This window comes from Shigella dysenteriae, assembly GCF_022354085.1.
GTDB lineage: Bacteria > Pseudomonadota > Gammaproteobacteria > Enterobacterales > Enterobacteriaceae > Escherichia > Escherichia coli.
Genome location: NZ_CP055055.1, coordinates 2596126 through 2614463 on the forward strand (window position 1 = coordinate 2596126; position 18338 = coordinate 2614463).

Here is an 18338-nt window from a genome sequence, read left to right on the forward strand (position 1 = left end):
AGGAGACGAGTTCAATGTCGCAACATAACGAAAAGAACCCACATCAGCACCAGTCACCACTACACGATTCCAGCGAAGCGAAACCGGGGATGGACTCACTGGCACCTGAGGACGGCTCTCATCGTCCAGCGGCTGAACCAACACCGCCAGGTGCACAACCTACCGCCCCAGGGAGCCTGAAAGCCCCTGATACGCGTAACGAAAAACTTAATTCTCTGGAAGACGTACGCAAAGGCAGTGAAAATTATGCGCTGACCACTAATCAGGGCGTGCGCATCGCCGACGATCAAAACTCACTGCGTGCCGGTAGCCGTGGTCCAACGCTGCTGGAAGATTTTATTCTGCGCGAGAAAATCACCCACTTTGACCATGAGCGCATCCCGGAACGTATTGTTCATGCACGTGGATCAGCAGCTCACGGTTATTTCCAGCCATATAAAAGCTTAAGCGATATCACCAAAGCGGATTTCCTCTCAGATCCGAACAAAATCACCCCAGTATTTGTTAGGTTCTCTACCGTTCAGGGTGGTGCTGGCTCTGCCGATACCGTGCGTGATATCCGTGGCTTTGCCACCAAATTCTATACCGAAGAGGGTATTTTTGACCTTGTTGGCAATAACACGCCAATCTTCTTTATCCAGGATGCGCATAAATTCCCCGATTTTGTTCATGCGGTAAAACCAGAACCACACTGGGCAATTCCACAAGGGCAAAGCGCCCACGATACTTTCTGGGATTATGTTTCTCTGCAACCTGAAACTCTGCACAACGTGATGTGGGCGATGTCGGATCGCGGCATCCCCCGCAGTTACCGCACCATGGAAGGCTTTGGTATTCATACCTTCCGCCTGATTAATGCCGAAGGGAAGGCAACGTTTGTACGTTTCCACTGGAAACCACTGGCAGGTAAAGCCTCACTCGTTTGGGATGAAGCACAAAAACTAACCGGACGTGACCCGGACTTCCACCGCCGCGAGTTGTGGGAAGCCATTGAAGCAGGCGATTTTCCGGAATACGAACTGGGCTTCCAGTTGATTCCTGAAGAAGATGAATTCAAGTTCGACTTCGATCTTCTCGATCCAACCAAACTTATCCCGGAAGAACTGGTGCCCGTTCAGCGTGTCGGCAAAATGGTGCTCAATCGCAACCCGGATAACTTCTTTGCTGAAAACGAACAGGCGGCTTTCCATCCTGGGCATATCGTGCCGGGACTGGACTTCACCAACGATCCGCTGTTGCAGGGACGTTTGTTCTCCTATACCGATACACAAATCAGTCGTCTTGGTGGGCCGAATTTCCATGAGATTCCGATTAACCGTCCGACCTGCCCTTACCACAACTTCCAGCGTGATGGCATGCATCGTATGGGGATCGACACTAACCCGGCGAATTACGAACCGAACTCGATCAACGATAACTGGCCGCGCGAAACACCGCCGGGACCGAAACGCGGCGGTTTTGAATCATATCAGGAACGCGTGGAAGGAAATAAAGTTCGCGAGCGCAGTCCATCTTTTGGCGAATATTATTCCCATCCGCGTCTGTTCTGGCTAAGTCAGACGCCATTCGAGCAGCGTCATATTGTCGATGGTTTCAGTTTTGAGTTAAGCAAAGTCGTTCGTCCGTATATTCGTGAGCGCGTTGTTGACCAGCTGGCGCATATTGATCTCACTCTGGCCCAGGCGGTGGCGAAAAATCTCGGTATCGAACTGACTGACGACCAGCTGAATATCACCCCACCTCCGGACGTCAACGGTCTGAAAAAGGATCCATCCTTAAGTTTGTACGCCATTCCTGACGGTGATGTGAAAGGTCGCGTGGTAGCGATTTTACTTAATGATGAAGTGAGATCGGCAGACCTTCTGGCCATTCTCAAGGCCCTGAAGGCCAAAGGCGTTCATGCCAAACTGCTCTACTCCCGAATGGGTGAAGTGACTGCGGATGACGGTACGGTGTTGCCTATAGCCGCTACCTTTGCCGGTGCGCCTTCGCTGACGGTCGATGCGGTCATTGTCCCTTGCGGCAATATCGCGGATATCGCTGACAACGGCGATGCCAACTACTACCTGATGGAAGCCTACAAACACCTTAAACCGATTGCGCTGGCGGGAGACGCGCGCAAGTTTAAAGCAACAATCAAGGTCGCTGACCAGGGTGAAGAAGGGATTGTGGAAGCTGACAGCGCCGACGGTAGTTTTATGGATGAACTGTTAACGCTGATGGCAGCACACCGCGTGTGGTCACGCATTCCTAAGATTGACAAAATTCCGGCGTAAATATGGATAAGGTCACGTCCCCTGGGGAGTGACCTTACCACCTTACTTACACATCAAGATAACTACCCAACCGATAACCACGCTCAGCAATTGCATATTTCAACGACGCTGATGTCAGCACTTCCAACTCCGTTAACCGTGGGAAACAGTAAGCACTCTGGCGAATCGTATTATCGACAAACGCCGGATGGCACATGACTTCCAGCGAGCGTTCCCCGCGATGGCTGGAATCATCAAGCACTTGCAGGAACAGTGCCTCGCTAATCTCTTCACCATAAAACGCGCTACTGAATCCGTGCGAACTGCGCAGATTAGCCGGTAAATCACCAGCGTTAGATAGCGGCTGACGGTCGATGCGCAACGCAATCCCCTCTTCAGCCGCAAACCTGGCAACAATAGGGAAAATCTGCGGGAACATATGCACATGATGATGGCTATCAAGATGCGTAGGTTTGCGTCCAAATAGCTCAATGAAACGCAAATACTGACTGGCAAGCTCCTGAGTAATTTCTTCCAGCGGTAAAGCATCTTCTTCTGCCAACTGCCAGATCCATTTTCCCAGCACACCATCGCGGGTTAACCCCGGCATAGCTGTCAGTGGCTTGCCCATAGTAAGGACAAAGTGCATCCCTATGGCCAGACTCGGTTCATCACGACTCAACTGCACCGCATGGTCAATAGCCTGCCCATTCACCAGCGCCGTCGTCGATGTGACAACCCCATTGCGACAGGCCTCGATAATGCCGTAGTTCTGACCTTTGCTTAAGCCAAAATCATCGGCATTAACAATCAGTAAGCGTTCCATAATCAGCCTCGGTTAATGTGCTTTTTTAAGCTCTGCGATGCAGTCGGCAAAATTTGGCAGCCATTTCTCGTGCGCCAGAATCATCTCGCGTGCCAGCAGCTCAGCATCGCGATCGGAATGCACCAACGGACTAAGGTTTAGCGCCAGTAACACATCGTTAAACTCTCCGCTAAGTGCGGCGTTGCTGGCAGCAATCTCGAAGCCTTTAATGGTGTGAATCAGCCCCATCACTTTATCATCGAAATGCGTAATGCGCGGATGTGGCGTCGCGCCATCGCGCCCCAGCTTACAGGTCATTTCTACCGCCCAGTCTGCCGGAATATTATCAATATGCCCATGATGCGGGATATTAACGTAATGTTCTGCTTGCTTGTCGTTGTAGATAGCGTTGATCACTTCGCACGCTGCATCAGAGTAATAAGCCCCACCGCGCTGTTCCAGTTCTTTCGGCTTAACTTTCAACTCCGGGTTTTTATACAGCTCAAAAAGTTGTTTCTCGACTTTCTGTACTACCTGCGCTCGTGCGCCGCCTTTGTAGTATTCGCCCATTTCAATAGCCAGCATCTCTTTTTGCTTGAAGTAATAAAGCAAATAAGAACACGGCAACAGATTCAGAGAACGAATTAAGCCTTCGCTAAATGGCAGATCGAAAATATTTTTAACGCCAGATGCTTTTAACTGCCCGGATGCCACACCATCAAGTAATTCGGCAAAGCGAGATTTGCCATTTACCAGCACATCCTTAATGAACACCATATGGTTGAGGCCGAACAGATCGATAGATAAATCATCGCTGTCTTTCAGCATCAGAACATCGCGAATAAACATCTTCATGCCGATCGGAATATTACACACGCCGATAAAGCGTTTAAATCCGGTATGACGATAAACGGCTTCAGTGACCATTCCCGCCGGGTTAGTGAAGTTAATCACCCATGCATTCGGACAAAGTTCTTCGACATCTTTTACGATGTCAAAAATCACCGGAATGGTACGCAGACCTTTAAACAGACCGCCCGCGCCGTTGGTTTCCTGACCAAGATAACCATGACTTAATGGAATACGTTCATCCAGTTCGCGCGCCGGTAATTGGCCTACGCGCAGTTGGGTAGTAACGAAATCAGCATCTTTCAATGCTTCGCGGCGATCCAGCGTTTTATAAAGCTTCATCGGGACGCCAGCGTTATCAATCATCCGTTGGCAGAGATCGAAAATAATATCCAGTTTAGCTTTGCCACCTTCGACATCCACCAGCCATAATTCGCTGACCGGCAATTCGTGATAACGCTTAATAAATCCTTCCAGTAACTCCGGGGTATAGCTGCTCCCGCCACCAATAGTGACGACTTTTAATTTCTGGCTCATAATTTCTCCCTTCAGTACAGAATACTGATATCTGGCATATCTGCCCCCCCCGGACATAAATAATCCAGCAACAGGACAGATATGTGAATTGTCAGGTATAACGACTTACTGATTAAATTCAGTCAATTTCTTACGATAGCTCTTAGGCGTAAAGGACGTTAATTTCTTAAACGTTTTAATAAACAAACTCGGGCTACTATAACCGGCCTCGAACGCAATATCCGTCACTGAATAGTTGGTCATTTCCAGTTGTTTTTTGGCAAAATTAATACGGATTTCATTAATAATCTGCATTGGCGTTTTGCCATAATATCGTTGAGTCGCCCGCGTCAAATATTCCTGTGATTTGGCTGACAACGTCACCATATTCTCCAGCGCCGATTCACTAAACTGCTCTTTATCATGCATCTTTTCTACCGTACTTTTCAGCCACTGCGGTACATCATCAATCACCTGTTCTTCGCGGTAATGACGTAAACGGTTAATGACATAAAAAGTAACCATCTCAACAAACTCTTCCAGCCCTGTTTCGCGGAAATTCAATGAAGAAATCACTGTTTCCACATAGGTGAGAAAAGCGTTATTGGTCCGGTATACCTGCGAAGCAACAAAGCAATAAGGCAACAACGGCAGGTAATGCTGCTCAAAAAAGCGTTTACTGATCCCAACGTTCAATATACGCGTGGCACCAAACTCATAAAAACTTTGATGGTGCGAACCTAACGGAATAAAAACAAAATCGCCCCGTTCCAGTAACACGCGCTTACCGTTAATCTCCTGGAAATAACGCCCGGTTAATACCAGAGTAAATTCATAATAGTCGTGCTGATGCAGTCCGCTGATACTCTCAGTTTTGTTATAGATAAACACATGGAAGTTTTTGCCATTAAACAACTGCTGTTCTCGGGCAGTGGCAATTTCCGGCGCGTTAATCACTGGCTGCATCATCGACTCCTTATGCCTTCAGTTTTTCATGAAGCTCAATTAATTCGGTAATCAGTTCACGCGCAAGCATGGACGTCATTAAATGATCCTGAGCGTGGACCAGCACCAGACTCACTTTCATCTTACCTTCGCCCGCATCGCCTTCAATCAGTTTCGTCTGTACCAGATGCGCTTCATTCAATGCCATCCGTGACTGATCCATCATGGCTTTTGCTGCGGCAAAATCGCCCTGCTTCGCCTGTTTCAGTGCCGCATACGCCAGGCTGCGCGCTTGTCCGGAGTTGATGATAAGCCCCATCACCACTTCTTCCAGCTCTTCAGCTTCCGTTTGCGTATCGGGAATATTATCGAGATCCATCATACATCGTTCCTCTCTATTCTTACCGGCACGATTACCCGTACCGGCATCGATTAAAATTTCAGGGCGTTAGCGATATCTTCTTCGCTCTCTTCTTTATCAATCGCGTTTTGTGCTTTGTTAGCCACCACAACAAAGGGCAGATAAATTAACGTTGCGATACCAAGGTTGAAGAGTGCAACCAGCAATGCGGCGACGCTACCGTTGGTGTTAAAGAAGGCTCCCAGACCGGTTGGCATGGTCCACGGTGCAATATTGGTCACCGGAGGAATAATGCCCATGTAGTACGCTGCCAGGGTGATTGCCGCCAGAATCGGTTGTACCAGTACAAACGGGATAAACATCACCGGGTTCATGATAATTGGCAGACCAAACAGAATCGGTTCGTTAATCTGGAAGATGCCGGACGGCAGCGCCAGTTTTGCCACCTGACGATAATCAGCACGGCGAGAGGCGATAAAGATAGCCAGGATCAGGCCTAAAGTCGCACCACTGCCCCCAAGGAAAATAAAGGAGTCCAGCATCGGCTTGGCCCAGATATGGAAGGTCTTACCGGCTGCCAGCGCCGCTTCGACGGAACCATATTGCTGATAGGTCGCGATATTTTCCAGCGCCCACGGCGTCATAATGCCGTTGTCCAGTGCGGTCAGCGCCAGCGCGCCATGAATACCGAAGAACCAGAGCAGTGGAACAAAGATCACATAGGCCCAGCCCACCACGCTACCCAACGATGCCAGAGGGGTTGAGATGGTATCCATAATGATCTGATGGAAGTTGGTGCCCCAGGTATTCAACGCCCAGGCAATAATCCCCATCACGGAAAGAATAATAAAGCCGGGAATTAATGCCGAGAAGGAACGCGATACTGAAGCAGGTACGCTGTCGGGCAGTTTAATGACCCAATTGCGGCGGACAATAAAGGTAAACATTTCTGCCACCACCAGGCCAATAATAATCCCGGAGATGATATTCGCCCCACCTAACCAGTTTGCGCCAACCGCATAGGCCTCACCGACACTATATGGGGTGACGGTCATAAATGCTGCAACGGATAACAACCCAGCCGCCAGCGCATCGACTTTACGCTCTTCTGCCAGCGCCATGCCAATAAAGAACGGTGCCATTAAAGACATTATCCCTAATGTTCCGTTATATACGTTGCCGCCAATACCTTTCAGACCATTAAGTGTTTCAATGGTTGAGGCGTCGAGGCGAATACCTAAGGAATAAAAAAACGACCCCTCCCCAAAGCTTAGAAAAACGTTGTTAATTAATACAAACATGGCCCCCGCAAGGGTTAACGGCATTAAGCGAATAAAGCCATTTTTGATTGCATTAACGTGTGGCTGCTTTCCTATTTTAACTGCAAAAGGGAGGAGTACCTTTTCAAGCGATGCAATAACATTACTCATAGAAAAATACCCTTAAAAACCGCAATTTAAATATTGCGGTATTGATTTATGAAATAACTCTTTGACGGGAAAATTTAAAATAAATTAATTTGCTGCGGCTTTTTTAATCGCTGCAACCGCAGCCTTAAGCACGCCTAAACCATCGACTTTGCCATAAAGCAGCGAGTCAATTACTTCAACCGGTTTGTTGGGTAACAAACGCTGGATTTCGGGCAACATATAAGCAATCTGCGGCCCTAATAACACGACATCGGCATTCTGACCTTTTTCACCAGCCAGTGTTTCCGGAAATGCTTCAATAATGACCGGAACTTCATATTTTTCTGCCTGTGCGCGCATTTTTGATACCAGTAAAGAGGTAGACATGCCCGCAGAACAAAACAGATAAATGTGTTTCTTTTCCATAAAACTGCCCTCATCGACGATTATCTGTCAGCCAGACACTCCGCAAGCCTTAACCTGCTTCCATGCTCTGGGTAACTTGCGAAACCAACATGACTTTTTTTGTGGCTGAAAGGAGTATACGGTATAGACCTGAGCAATAGTATTTCTTTGACCTTATAAATTGTCTCTCCTTGACCTGCGGTTATGACCCTCTTCACATTTCGGGCAAATAATTCGCGAAGATAATTAAGAACTCAGGCCAAAAAAAACCGGCGCAATGGCCGGTTTCCGTTGTTACTCAAGCGTTCAGACGAAGTGATTACTTCGCAGCCTGTGGATCAGTGTCGTATTCAGCACAGGTCTGATAACCGGAGTTGATGACATGTCCGGTATCATCTAACGCGACAAAGTAGGTTTCTGCTTTACCATCACGTTGACCCAGGATGTAGGTCTGGCAAGTACCACGAGCATGGATCATGCTCACTTCAGACGAAGGTTTACCCGCAATTTGTGCAACCTGCGCCCGGCTCATGCCTTTTTTGACGTCTTTCACCACAGGCTGTACAAACTGGTCTTTGGTACGATCATAAGCCGTACAACCCGCCAGCATGGTTAATACCGCCGCTGCACTCAGAATTCCTGCCATATTCTTGTTCATATTCCGTCCTCTTGTTTATCAGCGTGTTAGATAAGCCTGGAATACATTGGGCGCTTTTTCAAGCCCATGAACGAAACGGCTCCGCTTTCAGAGGATTCCTGTATGACGTTTTAACCACCATTCAGCCCGCTGTCGCTTGTCGTTTCAGTGGCAACGGGTTAGCTTTAAGGAAGTTTTGTCTTTTCTGTCTGGAGGGGTTCAATGACATTGCAACAACAAATAATAAAGGCGCTGGGCGCAAAACCGCAGATTAATGCCGAAGAGGAAATTCGTCGTAGTGTCGATTTTCTGAAAAGCTACCTGCGAACTTATCCGTTCATTAAATCACTGGTGCTCGGGATCAGCGGCGGTCAGGACTCCACGCTTGCCGGAAAGCTGTGCCAGATGGCGATTAATGAGCTGCGCCAGGAAACCGGCAACGAATCACTGCAATTTATTGCCGTACGCCTGCCCTATGGTGTTCAGGCCGACGAACAAGATTGCCAGGATGCCATTGCCTTTATTCAACCGGATCGCGTATTAACCGTTAATATCAAGGGCGCGGTATTGGCTAGCGAGCAGGCATTGCGGGAAGCAGGCATTGAACTGAGCGATTTTGTCCGTGGCAATGAAAAAGCGCGTGAGCGGATGAAAGCACAATATAGCATTGCGGGTATGACCAGCGGTGTCGTGGTGGGCACCGATCATGCAGCAGAAGCCATTACCGGATTCTTCACTAAATATGGTGACGGCGGTACGGACATTAATCCGCTGTATCGTCTCAACAAACGTCAGGGTAAACAGTTACTGGCAGCATTAGGTTGCCCGGAACACCTTTATAAGAAAGCGCCAACGGCCGATCTGGAAGATGATCGCCCTTCTCTGCCAGATGAAGTGGCACTCGGCGTGACCTATGACAATATCGACGACTATCTGGAAGGGAAAAACGTACCTGAACAGGTCGCCAGAACAATAGAGAACTGGTATCTGAAAACCGAACATAAACGCCGTCCGCCAATTACCGTTTTCGATGATTTCTGGAAAAAGTAATAATTTGCACATATTGGATTGTGCGAAAAAGAGTAATTTGTTCACGCCGGATGCGGCGTGAACGCCTTATTCGACCTACAAAACTATGCAAATTCAATACATTGCAGGAGTCGAATAGGCCTGACAGGCGTAGCACGTAAGACGGTGTAACCTTTGTCATCGACCCGCCTCTTTTTTAATCGCTTCCCGCCTGTTACACTGGATAGATAACCAGCATTCGGAGTCAACAGTGGTACGGCGTTTAACTTCTTCGCGGCTCGAATTTGAAGCTGCGGCAATTTATGAATATCCCGAACATTTACGTTCATTCCTTAATGACTTACCCACCCGACCAGGGGTGTATCTGTTTCATGGCGAAAGTGACACCATGCCGCTCTATATCGGCAAAAGCGTTAATATCCGCAGTCGGGTGCTTTCTCATTTACGCACCCCGGATGAAGCCGCCATGCTACGGCAATCCCGGCGAATTAGCTGGATCTGCACCGCAGGCGAAATCGGCGCTCTGCTCCTTGAAGCGCGATTAATCAAAGAACAACAGCCGCTGTTTAATAAACGGTTGCGCCGCAATCGCCAGCTCTGTGCCCTGCAATTAAATGAAAAGCGCGTCGATGTGGTGTATGCCAAAGAGGTGGATTTTTCACGAGCCCCCAACCTGTTTGGCCTGTTTGCCAATAGGCGCGCAGCTTTGCAAGCATTGCAGAGCATCGCTGATGAACAAAAACTTTGTTATGGCCTGTTGGGACTGGAACCGTTAAGTCGCGGTCGTGCATGTTTTCGTTCAGCGCTAAAACGTTGCGCCGGAGCATGCTGCGGTAAAGAGAGCCATGAGGAACATGCGCTACGCTTGCGCCAGTCTCTGGAGCGTTTGCGGGTGGTGTGTTGGCCTTGGCAAGGGGCGGTGGCGCTGAAAGAACAGCACCCGGAAATGACTCAATATCATATTATTCAAAACTGGCTGTGGCTGGGGGCGGTTAATTCGCTGGAAGAAGCGACAACGTTAATTCGGACACCCGCCGGGTTTGATCACGACGGTTATAAAATTCTTTGTAAGCCGCTGCTTTCCGGTAACTATGAAATTACTGAACTTGATCCGGCGAATGACCAGCGAGCCAGTTGATTTCACTGAACAACAGTTTACCTTGCGGTTGTAAAAGCCGCAGGGTGTGCCTGCCATCGAACCAGCACGCGCCCTGGTCGGTAGTGAGCAGTTTGTCGCCCAGTTGCCACGCCCCGTTAATCACAAACACCACCCCGCCGCGTGAGCCAAAGGTAGTAAACGTACGTTCGGCAATTCTGACTTTCGCCTTACAGACATCCAGGCGCGTCATAATATTGAAATCCATCGACATCTGCCCTGCCGTCAGTTTCGCTTTTACCACCTGGTCCGCCGCAAAGGCAAAAGGCTGTAACGGTTTTAAGGTATGGTTAAAGTGGTCTGCGCTTTCAAGGAACATCTCGCCGCCTTCCAGCAACGTCACTATCCTTTCCATACCGGGAAACAAAGAAAACTCCCCATTCGCCGCGATGGATGCAATGCTGGCACGCCAGTAAAAATCACGTTTTGCCGGTGGGAAAGTGCAAATTTCGCGCGTTTCACCGGCAGCGTTTCGCCACAGATTCACCGACATTTTACGCATATCAAAGTATTCCATACTCGCTCCCGGCCCGTTCTTTTCATTGTTATCGTTCAGGTAACCGTGGATGGTTATCGGCAACTCGGGTGATTTACGTTAGTGGTGATCAGGCTTTTTTTACAACTGTTTGAGAAGAGAAAAGAAAACCGCCGATCCTGTCCACCGCATTACTGCAAGGTAGTGGACAAGACCGGCGGTCTTAAGTTTTTTGGCTGAAAGATTATTCAGCAGTTGCAGGCATTTTACCTTTTGCCGCTGGACGTTCTGTCAGACGCTTCTCAAAATTAGCATTAAATTGCTTTTTCTGTTCCGGCGTCAGGATGTTGTAAATTTTGTTCTGGGTTTCCATGTGCGCCAGCATGTTAGCTTTGCGCTGTTCTTCCATTTTTGCGATCTGCGCTTCAGCTTTTGCTTTATCGAAGGTATCGCTGGCAATGATGTCATGCATTGCGCGGCGTTCTTCCAGCGGCGGACGTTTCATCTGGTCACGCTGGCCTTTCATGATTTCGCGGATCTGCTGTTTCTGCGCGTCGGTCAGGTTCAGGTCTTTGAACATCATGTCCTGATGCGGACCGAACTTGCCTTTGTGGTGCATCATCGGCTTCGCGTCAGCCGGTGCTGCGGTAGTGGTGTCTGCGGCATGGGCCAGGTTAGCCGCGCCAAGAGCCAGGGTAGAGGCAACAAACAGTGCAGTTAATTTACGCATATTCTATATCCTTCCTTTCAGTTATTTATTACGGCTTTCTTAAGTAGCGTGCCGTGTTGACGAGATTAACTTTACTGACTTTAGCGTCAATTAATCAGAGCAACGGTAAAACAATGAAAGTGTAAAAAACACTTTTGCGCCAATTATGGAGAAAAAAAGAAAATTTGATGGAGAGTGATGAGCGAATATTACAACACGATGATTTTGCAGAGATTATGAAGAACTATACCGGATGACTGGTGATAAATAAAGCAAATAACCAGGATTAATCTGTATTAATTTATAAGAAAGCAACTTAATACCCGCAGAATGATTTCTGCGGGTAAGTATTAGCTTATTTTTTCGAGCATTAATCCCGCGCGTAATCCCAACGCTACCAACGGATTAGGGAATAACACATACTCTACATCATGGGTTACGGTAAAACGTTCCTCACCGTCCTGCGCCAGCAATGTTCCTTTCTCAAACGGCATAAAATTCAGCGTGTCACTTGCCATATGCATTTCGAAGGACGGCGAGTGGCGAGTAATTTGCGAAACCACCCGATAACGGAGCGGCGGTGTTCTCACGATACCGACACTCTCACCAGATAGCAGCGCAGCAATTGCGCTGGCAGTTACTGCAAACTGGCGAAGATCGTTTTGCCCAAAGGGCAACGCTTTGCCAAGTTCCAGCGTACAGGCCAGCGCGCCAAAATGTCTGGCGCTGAAATGGGTAAACGTACCACCAGGCTCCTGATGGAACACCAGCGCCTCCAGCCCCGCCGCACCCAGCCACGTCAGAAATTTCTCGTCCCAGGGAATGTCGCGTTGCGGTAATACACCGAACTGCGGATGCAAGGAGCCACGAATTGCGGTATGTAGATCAAGGTGCCAGCGCACAGATTCTTTGCCCTGGTCATAAAAATCTTCCAGGCACTGTTCCAGTTCGCGCGCCCGACAGGTTTCCCCGCTTTCAGCAAACAGCTGCCAACGACCGCCAAACATTCGGTTCATATCGCTATGGCAATAACGTTTCCCTTGCTTCAGCGCAGGAGGATTCCCGAGGATCACCAGCAACCGCCACCGTAACGGGATCTCGCCGTGAGATATCGCGCCAAGCAATGCGTCCAGCATCTCCACAGGTGCCGTCTCATTACCGTGGATCCCCGCAGAAATCACCAGAGCGCCTTGCGGTGGCGTTAATGGCGTCAGTTCCAGCACACCATCGCCCAGCCAGCGCCAGCGAACACCGTTGATTTCTCGCTCGGTGATGACAGGTTTTTTACTCGTTAAGGTCAGAGCAAGAAAATTATCCATTGCCCCCTCCCTCGCGCTGGAACGGATAAACCGAACCGAGATTCAGTAATTGGCTCAATACATCCAGTGCTTCCCGCCCTTCGCGCAGCAATTGCGGGTCGGCCAGATCGGCAGCAGTAAGACGATCGCGGTAGTAACGATCCACCCAGTCATTGAGCGCATTAAACAAGGTATCGTTCATCATCACCGCCGGATTCACCGCCCGGCGTTCTTCTTCTGTCAATACCACCCGCAACCGCAGGCACGCCGGGCCACCGCCATTCGCCATGCTTTCACGTAAATCAAAGACTTTTAGTTCGCTGATCGGGTTGTCAGCGGCAAGGAGTTCATTGAGATAACACCATACTCCGGCGTGTTCCCGACACTCCTGTGGCAGCACCAACACCATGGAACCATCATCGCGGCTCAGCAGTTGGCTGTTAAACAGATAGGTAGACACCGCATCCGACACGGAAACCTGAGTTGCCGGAACTTCTATCGCCATAAAACCGTTCACCCGCGCACGCAGGTTTGCCAGTAACTGTGACTGGCGAGCGAACGCCTGTTGGTGGCAAAACAGCACCTGGCGGTTACTCACGGCAATCACGTCATTATGAAAAACGCCCTGGTCGATAACGTCCGGGTTTTGCTGGGCGAAAATCACCTGTTGGGGATTCACCTGATTCAGCCTTGCCACCGCCTCGCTGGCTTCGCGAGTCTGCCGCGCCGGATAGCGGGTAGGTCGGGTATCATTGCCCTCTTCTCGCCCGTAGACAAAAAGTTGCATACCCGGTTCACCGTAATGACCGCCGAGACGGTTGTGGTTTGCCGCCCCCTCATCACCGAGCAAAGCCACCTGCGGCAACGCCGAATGGACAGCGAATTTCTCTTCATCGTTAAAAATCGCTTTTAACAGCGATTCGGTGACGGGCGCTTCCAGCGAACGGTGAAATTTATTGTTCAGGTTGGCGACCGTGAAATGCACTTTGCCATCCAGCGTATCGGCAGATGGCGCGATCGTTGCCGCATTGGCTACCCACATTGGCGAAGCGGAACTGACGCTGGAAAGCCAGTGCGGTGCCTGGCGTACAACCTTTTCCAGTACCTGCTCATCGCTACCACTGAATCCCAACTGACGCAGCACCGGAATAAACGGACGCTCGTGCGGCGGGATCACGGCCTGGGGGAATCCCGCATCGGCAAGGGTTTTCATTTTCAGTAAGCCCTGTTTTGCCGCCAGTCGCGGGTTAGAGACCTGAAAACGGTGACGGGTAGAGGCTTTATTACCAAACGACAGGCCCGCGTAATGATGCGTCAGCCCTACCAGCCCGTCGAAATTAACTTCCCAGGCGTTCATCGCACCACCTCATCGGAAAAATCCAGCCCGGGGTTAAGTGTCGCGGGCAGCGTTAACGAATCCGACTCCAGGCTCGCCATCGGCCAGGCGCAGTAATCTGCGGCATACCAGGCGCTGGGGCGATGGTTACCGGAAGCGCCAATGCCGCCGAATGGCGCGGTACTGGCAGCGCCGGTAAGCGGTTTGTTCCAGTTAACAATCCCCGCCCGCGCCTCCAGCAACAGTTGATCGAATTTTTCCCGCTCGGGGGAAACCAGACCGCAAGAGAGGCCAAAGCGGGTGTTGTTCGCCATCCTGATCGCTTCATCGAAATTGTCATAACGCCAGACGCGCAATAACGGTCCGAACACCTCTTCATCTGGTACGCCAGCAACGCCTGTCATTTCAATGATCCCCGGCGTCAGCAACGATGTCCCTGCTTGTAATAAGCGCGGCGCAAGCAGGGTTCGTCCGCCCATCGCTTCCAGTTGCTGCCAGGCAGTAACCACCTGCTGTGCGGCCTGTTCAGAAATCAGCCCGCCAATAAACGGCTGCGGTTCGTCATCCCAGTTGCCCGGCGTTAATCGCTGGCTGACGGCAACCAGACGAGCAAGAAACGCATCGCCCTGCGCCCCGCTTTTCAGCAATAAACGGCGGGCACAGGTGCAGCGTTGACCGGCTGTGACAAACGCCGACTGAATGGTCAGATGGACAGCGGCGTCGATATCCGCCACCTCATCGATAATTAGCGGGTTATTACCGCCCATCTCAAGGGCGAGAATTTTCTCCGGCTGACCGGAGAGCTGGCGATGCAGCTGGTAGCCGGTATTGGCGCTGCCGGTAAACAGCAAGCCGTCGAGATCCTCCAACGCACTCAGCGCCTGACCCGTCTCGCGCCCGCCCTGCACCAGGTTCAGCACGCCAGGCGGTAAGCCAGCCTGCTGCCATAAACGCATTACCGCTTCGCCACTCCACGGTGTCAGTTCGCTGGGTTTAAAGATAATGGTGTTACCTGCCAGCAATGCCGGAACGATATGTCCGTTCGGCAAATGACCAGGGAAATTATACGGCCCATACACCGCCAGCACGCCGTGCGGGCGATGTCGCAGGCTCGCCGCGCCGTCCGGCATTTCGCTACGCTGCTCGCCGGTACGAACGTGATACGCCTTAATTGAAATCGCGATTTTATTGATCATCGCCGTCACTTCGGTTGCCGCTTCCCAACGCGGCTTGCCGGTTTCTCGGGCAATGATTGCGGTTAATTCGGCTTTATTCCTTTCCAGCAATCCGGCAAAGCGTTCGACAACTGCCTGACGTTCAGCAAATGAGAGCCGCGCCCAGCGCGGAAACGCCGCACGGGCTGCGCGACAAGCCTGCCCGACCTGAGCGGCATCGGCATCATTGCCTTGCCATAACACCTCGCCCGATACCGGATTACGCTTCACACGCGATGCACCCTGGCCCGTTATCCAGTCACCGTTAATCCATAAAGTCATGCTGTTTTCTCCTCTGCGCACAGGCGCACCAGACGAACGCGATCCCCTGCATGGCATTTGAGGGCATCCAGTTGTGCGGCGGTTAAAATCAAACGCTCGGTTGCCGGATCGGTACGCACCAGCACCACGCGGAAATGGTGATAATTTTCATTGGCGACCAGGCAGGCCGGAAAATCGCCCTGCGCAGGCTGCCCTTCTGCCACTTCCACCAGCCGACTTTTACGGATGGCGCGCACGCGGTCGATGTCACACTCAAGCGTCGGCCCACCGTCGAAGATGTCGATATAGTTGCGGTAGCGAAAACCTTCTTTCTCCAGCACCGCGCGGGCAGGCGCGGTTTGCGGATGTACCTGACCGATGACGTCCTGGGCTTCCTGGGATAAAAAGTGCGTATAGATCGGATGTTTCGGCATCAGTTCTGCAATAAATGCCTTTTGCCCGGTGCCGCAGAGAAAATCGGCGCGGCTAAAATCCATCGAAAAGAAGCGTTTACCGAGGCTTTGCCAGAACGGTGAATAGCCGTGTTCGTCAATCACCCCGCGCATTTCAGCAACCACTTTGTCATTAAACTTGTCGCGAAAAGCCGCCATAAACATAAAGCGCGATTTCGACAGCAAATAGCCGTTGCCCTCTTTGCGCCAGTCCGGGTCGAGAAACAGCGTGCACAGCTCGCTGCTGCCGGTGTGATCGTTACTGAGAAACAACGTCGGCAATGCGTTATAGACATTCAGCTCTTTCGAAGCGTGAACCAGCGTGCCGACGCGATAGTTGTACCAGGGATCGTTCAGCCCAACTGCCACCTCAATGGCACAAATCCCCGCCACGGTGCCTGTCTCGCTATCTTCCAGCACGAACACATAACCCTGCTCACTTTTAGGCAGTTCGCCTTGCCAGGTTTTGATTGCCCTTTCGATACGCGCCGAAAGCGTGGCTTCATTGGCGGGAAGCGACGTCAGGCCGCCGCCCGTTTTGCTGGCAAGCTGCATCAGCGCCGAGACATCTGAGCGCTCAACGGGACGGATGACCATCATGATGAACCTCGGCTAACAAAGTGTTCGCAAGCAACTGCAAAGCGATCCAGTCCGGTCGTCACCTCTTCTTCGCTGACATTGAGCGCAGGCGCAAAACGCACCACGTTGCCACCCGCAATCAGTACCATCACGCCTGCTTTCGCCGCTTCCTGAGAGATCTGTTTCGCTTGCCCGGCGTAATCGGCATTCAGTACACAGCCAATCAGCAAACCTAAGCCGCGAACTTCACTGAACAAACCATAGCGGTGATTAATAATATTAAGACGCTCAACAAACCAGTCGTGACGTTGCTTAACCCCGTTAAGCATCTCTGGCGTATTGATGAGCTCCAGCACTTTGCCTGCCACCGCCGAGGCCAGCGGATTGCCGCCATAGGTGGTGCCATGAGTGCCAACGGTCATCACGCTGGCGCAGTCTTCGGTTGCTAACAACGCACCGACCGGGAAACCGCCGCCCAGCGCTTTGGCGGTAGTTAACAGATCAGGCGTCACGCCGTAGTGCATATAGGCATACAGTTCCCCGGTGCGCCCGACGCCGGTTTGTACTTCATCAAAAATCAACAACGCATTGTGGCGATCACACAATTCACGCAGACCTTGTAAAAATGCGTTGCTGGCTGGCACCACACCGCCTTCCCCCTGGATGGGTTCGACAATCACCGCACAGGTAGAATCGTCAATCAGCGCGCTGGCAGAGTTAATATCGTTATATGCAGCATGACGAATATCCGGCGGCAGTGGCGCAAAATCCTGTGAATAGGCTGGCTGCCCACCCGCACTGACAGTAAACAGCGTGCGACCATGAAACGCATTTTTAAACGCCACGATACCGCTCTTATGGCTGCCGTAGCGGTCGTGAGCGAATTTACGCGCCAGTTTTAGCGCCGCTTCATTGGCTTCCGCACCGGAGTTACAAAAGAAGACGCGATCGGCAAACGTGGCGTCGATCAATTTTTTCGCCAGTTGCAGTACCGGCTCGTTGGTGTAACCGTTGCCGGTATGCCAGAACTTACTCGCCTGTTCGTTCAGCGCTTCACGCAGTTCCGGATGCGCATGGCCCAGCGCGTTCACCGCAATGCCACCCGCGAAGTCGATATACTCTTTCCCCTGCTGATCCCACAAGCGCGAACCTTCGCCACGTACCGGTATAAAGGGTGCCGGAGCGTAAACAGGTATCATCCATTCATCAAAGTTTTCACGCGTAATTGGCTGAGACATAGCGACCTCTACAGTAAATAATTCGTTATTTATATGTTAATAATAAGTAATGTTTGCGCTGTAAATGTAGATTGCAGGGTTCGTGCCAGCCAGTGATAAAAGTGCATAAACGGCGGAGGCCAACTGGAAATCAAGGAGTTATAACCAAACCATATGCATTTAAAGTGCATATAAAGTGAATACGTTTGCGATGTGGGTGAATAAAAAGAATAAAAAACGCAATGTTATGCAGAAGTAAAATATAATTCTGGAATTGTGATCATTGACGAAATTTACTGGAAATTACTGCGCCATTCTGACGCAGCGCGCACCAAAAGCGGGCATTTTTTGCGCCATCGTTGACATCATTAACAACCATCGATCAAATCACTTAACAACAGGCGGTAAGCAAAGCGAAATTCTGCTACCA

17 protein-coding genes are annotated in these 18338 nt (G+C 50.7%); 3 read left to right on the plus strand and 14 right to left on the minus strand.

The window, feature by feature from the left end; genetic code table 11:
• Window positions 1–14: 14 nt before the first annotated feature.
• Window positions 15–2276: a catalase HPII gene (gene katE, locus HUZ68_RS12395; RefSeq protein ID WP_000077873.1), complete on the plus strand. Its 2262-nt coding sequence runs from the start codon at window positions 15–17 to the stop codon at window positions 2274–2276.
• 46 nt (window positions 2277–2322) lie between these two features.
• Here katE and chbG read toward each other — a convergent pair whose 3' ends face one another.
• From chbG to osmE, 7 genes are all read right to left on the minus strand, one after another.
• Window positions 2323–3081 (minus strand): chitin disaccharide deacetylase, encoded by a 759-nt coding sequence (chbG, locus tag HUZ68_RS12400; protein ID WP_000440487.1) that lies wholly within the window; start codon window positions 3079–3081, stop codon window positions 2323–2325.
• A 12-nt stretch (window positions 3082–3093) separates the two neighbouring features.
• A complete protein-coding gene (gene celF / locus HUZ68_RS12405) occupies window positions 3094–4446 on the minus strand; it encodes a 6-phospho-beta-glucosidase (RefSeq protein ID WP_000078747.1) in 1353 nt (450 codons plus the stop codon).
• Between the two features lie 105 nt (window positions 4447–4551).
• The gene (gene chbR / locus HUZ68_RS12410) at window positions 4552–5394 is read right to left on the minus strand and encodes a transcriptional regulator ChbR (protein ID WP_000983653.1); all 843 of its coding nucleotides are present in this window, start codon (window positions 5392–5394) and stop codon (window positions 4552–4554) included.
• Between the two features lie 7 nt (window positions 5395–5401).
• Window positions 5402–5752: a PTS N,N'-diacetylchitobiose transporter subunit IIA gene (gene chbA / locus HUZ68_RS12415; RefSeq protein ID WP_000968919.1), complete on the minus strand. Its 351-nt coding sequence runs from the start codon at window positions 5750–5752 to the stop codon at window positions 5402–5404.
• Window positions 5753–5802: 50 nt separating this feature from the next.
• Entirely contained in the window at window positions 5803–7161 is a 1359-nt protein-coding gene (gene chbC / locus HUZ68_RS12420) for a PTS N,N'-diacetylchitobiose transporter subunit IIC (RefSeq protein ID WP_000073041.1), read from the minus strand.
• Window positions 7162–7245: 84 nt separating this feature from the next.
• Window positions 7246–7566 (minus strand): PTS N,N'-diacetylchitobiose transporter subunit IIB, encoded by a 321-nt coding sequence (chbB, locus tag HUZ68_RS12425; RefSeq protein ID WP_000412169.1) that lies wholly within the window; start codon window positions 7564–7566, stop codon window positions 7246–7248.
• Between the two features lie 298 nt (window positions 7567–7864).
• Window positions 7865–8203: an osmotically-inducible lipoprotein OsmE gene (gene osmE / locus HUZ68_RS12430; RefSeq protein ID WP_001039044.1), complete on the minus strand. Its 339-nt coding sequence runs from the start codon at window positions 8201–8203 to the stop codon at window positions 7865–7867.
• Window positions 8204–8404: 201 nt separating this feature from the next.
• Here osmE and nadE point away from each other — a divergent pair, with 201 nt between their 5' ends.
• Together nadE and cho are read left to right on the plus strand one after the other, a co-directional pair.
• Window positions 8405–9232 carry an ammonia-dependent NAD(+) synthetase gene (nadE, locus tag HUZ68_RS12435; protein WP_000175050.1) on the plus strand — a complete coding sequence of 276 codons (828 nt, stop codon included), beginning with the start codon at window positions 8405–8407 and terminating at the stop codon, window positions 9230–9232.
• 229 nt (window positions 9233–9461) lie between these two features.
• Window positions 9462–10349 carry an excinuclease Cho gene (gene cho / locus HUZ68_RS12440; RefSeq protein ID WP_033814671.1) on the plus strand — a complete coding sequence of 296 codons (888 nt, stop codon included), beginning with the start codon at window positions 9462–9464 and terminating at the stop codon, window positions 10347–10349.
• Here cho and ves read toward each other — a convergent pair.
• The 7 genes from ves to astC all read right to left on the minus strand — a co-directional run bounded on the left by ves (window position 10309) and on the right by astC (window position 17929).
• Window positions 10309–10884 carry an environmental stress-induced protein Ves gene (gene ves / locus HUZ68_RS12445; RefSeq protein ID WP_001302036.1) on the minus strand — a complete coding sequence of 192 codons (576 nt, stop codon included), beginning with the start codon at window positions 10882–10884 and terminating at the stop codon, window positions 10309–10311. The two genes, cho and ves, sit on opposite strands and share 41 nt — an antisense overlap.
• Window positions 10885–11086: 202 nt before the next feature.
• Entirely contained in the window at window positions 11087–11572 is a 486-nt protein-coding gene (spy, locus tag HUZ68_RS12450) for an ATP-independent periplasmic protein-refolding chaperone Spy (protein ID WP_001228981.1), read from the minus strand.
• Window positions 11573–11901: 329 nt separating this feature from the next.
• The gene (astE, locus tag HUZ68_RS12455) at window positions 11902–12870 is read right to left on the minus strand and encodes a succinylglutamate desuccinylase (RefSeq protein WP_000368528.1); all 969 of its coding nucleotides are present in this window, start codon (window positions 12868–12870) and stop codon (window positions 11902–11904) included.
• Window positions 12863–14206, minus strand: coding sequence for an N-succinylarginine dihydrolase (gene astB / locus HUZ68_RS12460; protein WP_072686479.1), 1344 nt, complete (start codon window positions 14204–14206; stop codon window positions 12863–12865). The genes astE and astB overlap by 8 nt, the downstream gene beginning before the upstream one ends.
• A complete protein-coding gene (gene astD / locus HUZ68_RS12465; RefSeq protein ID WP_033814669.1) occupies window positions 14203–15681 on the minus strand; it encodes a succinylglutamate-semialdehyde dehydrogenase in 1479 nt (492 codons plus the stop codon). Before astD ends, astB begins: the two co-directional genes overlap by 4 nt.
• On the minus strand, window positions 15678–16712 hold the full coding sequence (gene astA, locus HUZ68_RS12470; protein ID WP_000989419.1) for an arginine N-succinyltransferase: 1035 nt from the start codon (window positions 16710–16712) through the stop codon (window positions 15678–15680). The genes astD and astA overlap by 4 nt, the downstream gene beginning before the upstream one ends.
• On the minus strand, window positions 16709–17929 hold the full coding sequence (astC, locus tag HUZ68_RS12475; protein ID WP_033814668.1) for a succinylornithine/acetylornithine transaminase: 1221 nt from the start codon (window positions 17927–17929) through the stop codon (window positions 16709–16711). Before astC ends, astA begins: the two co-directional genes overlap by 4 nt.
• Window positions 17930–18338: the final 409 nt, after the last annotated feature.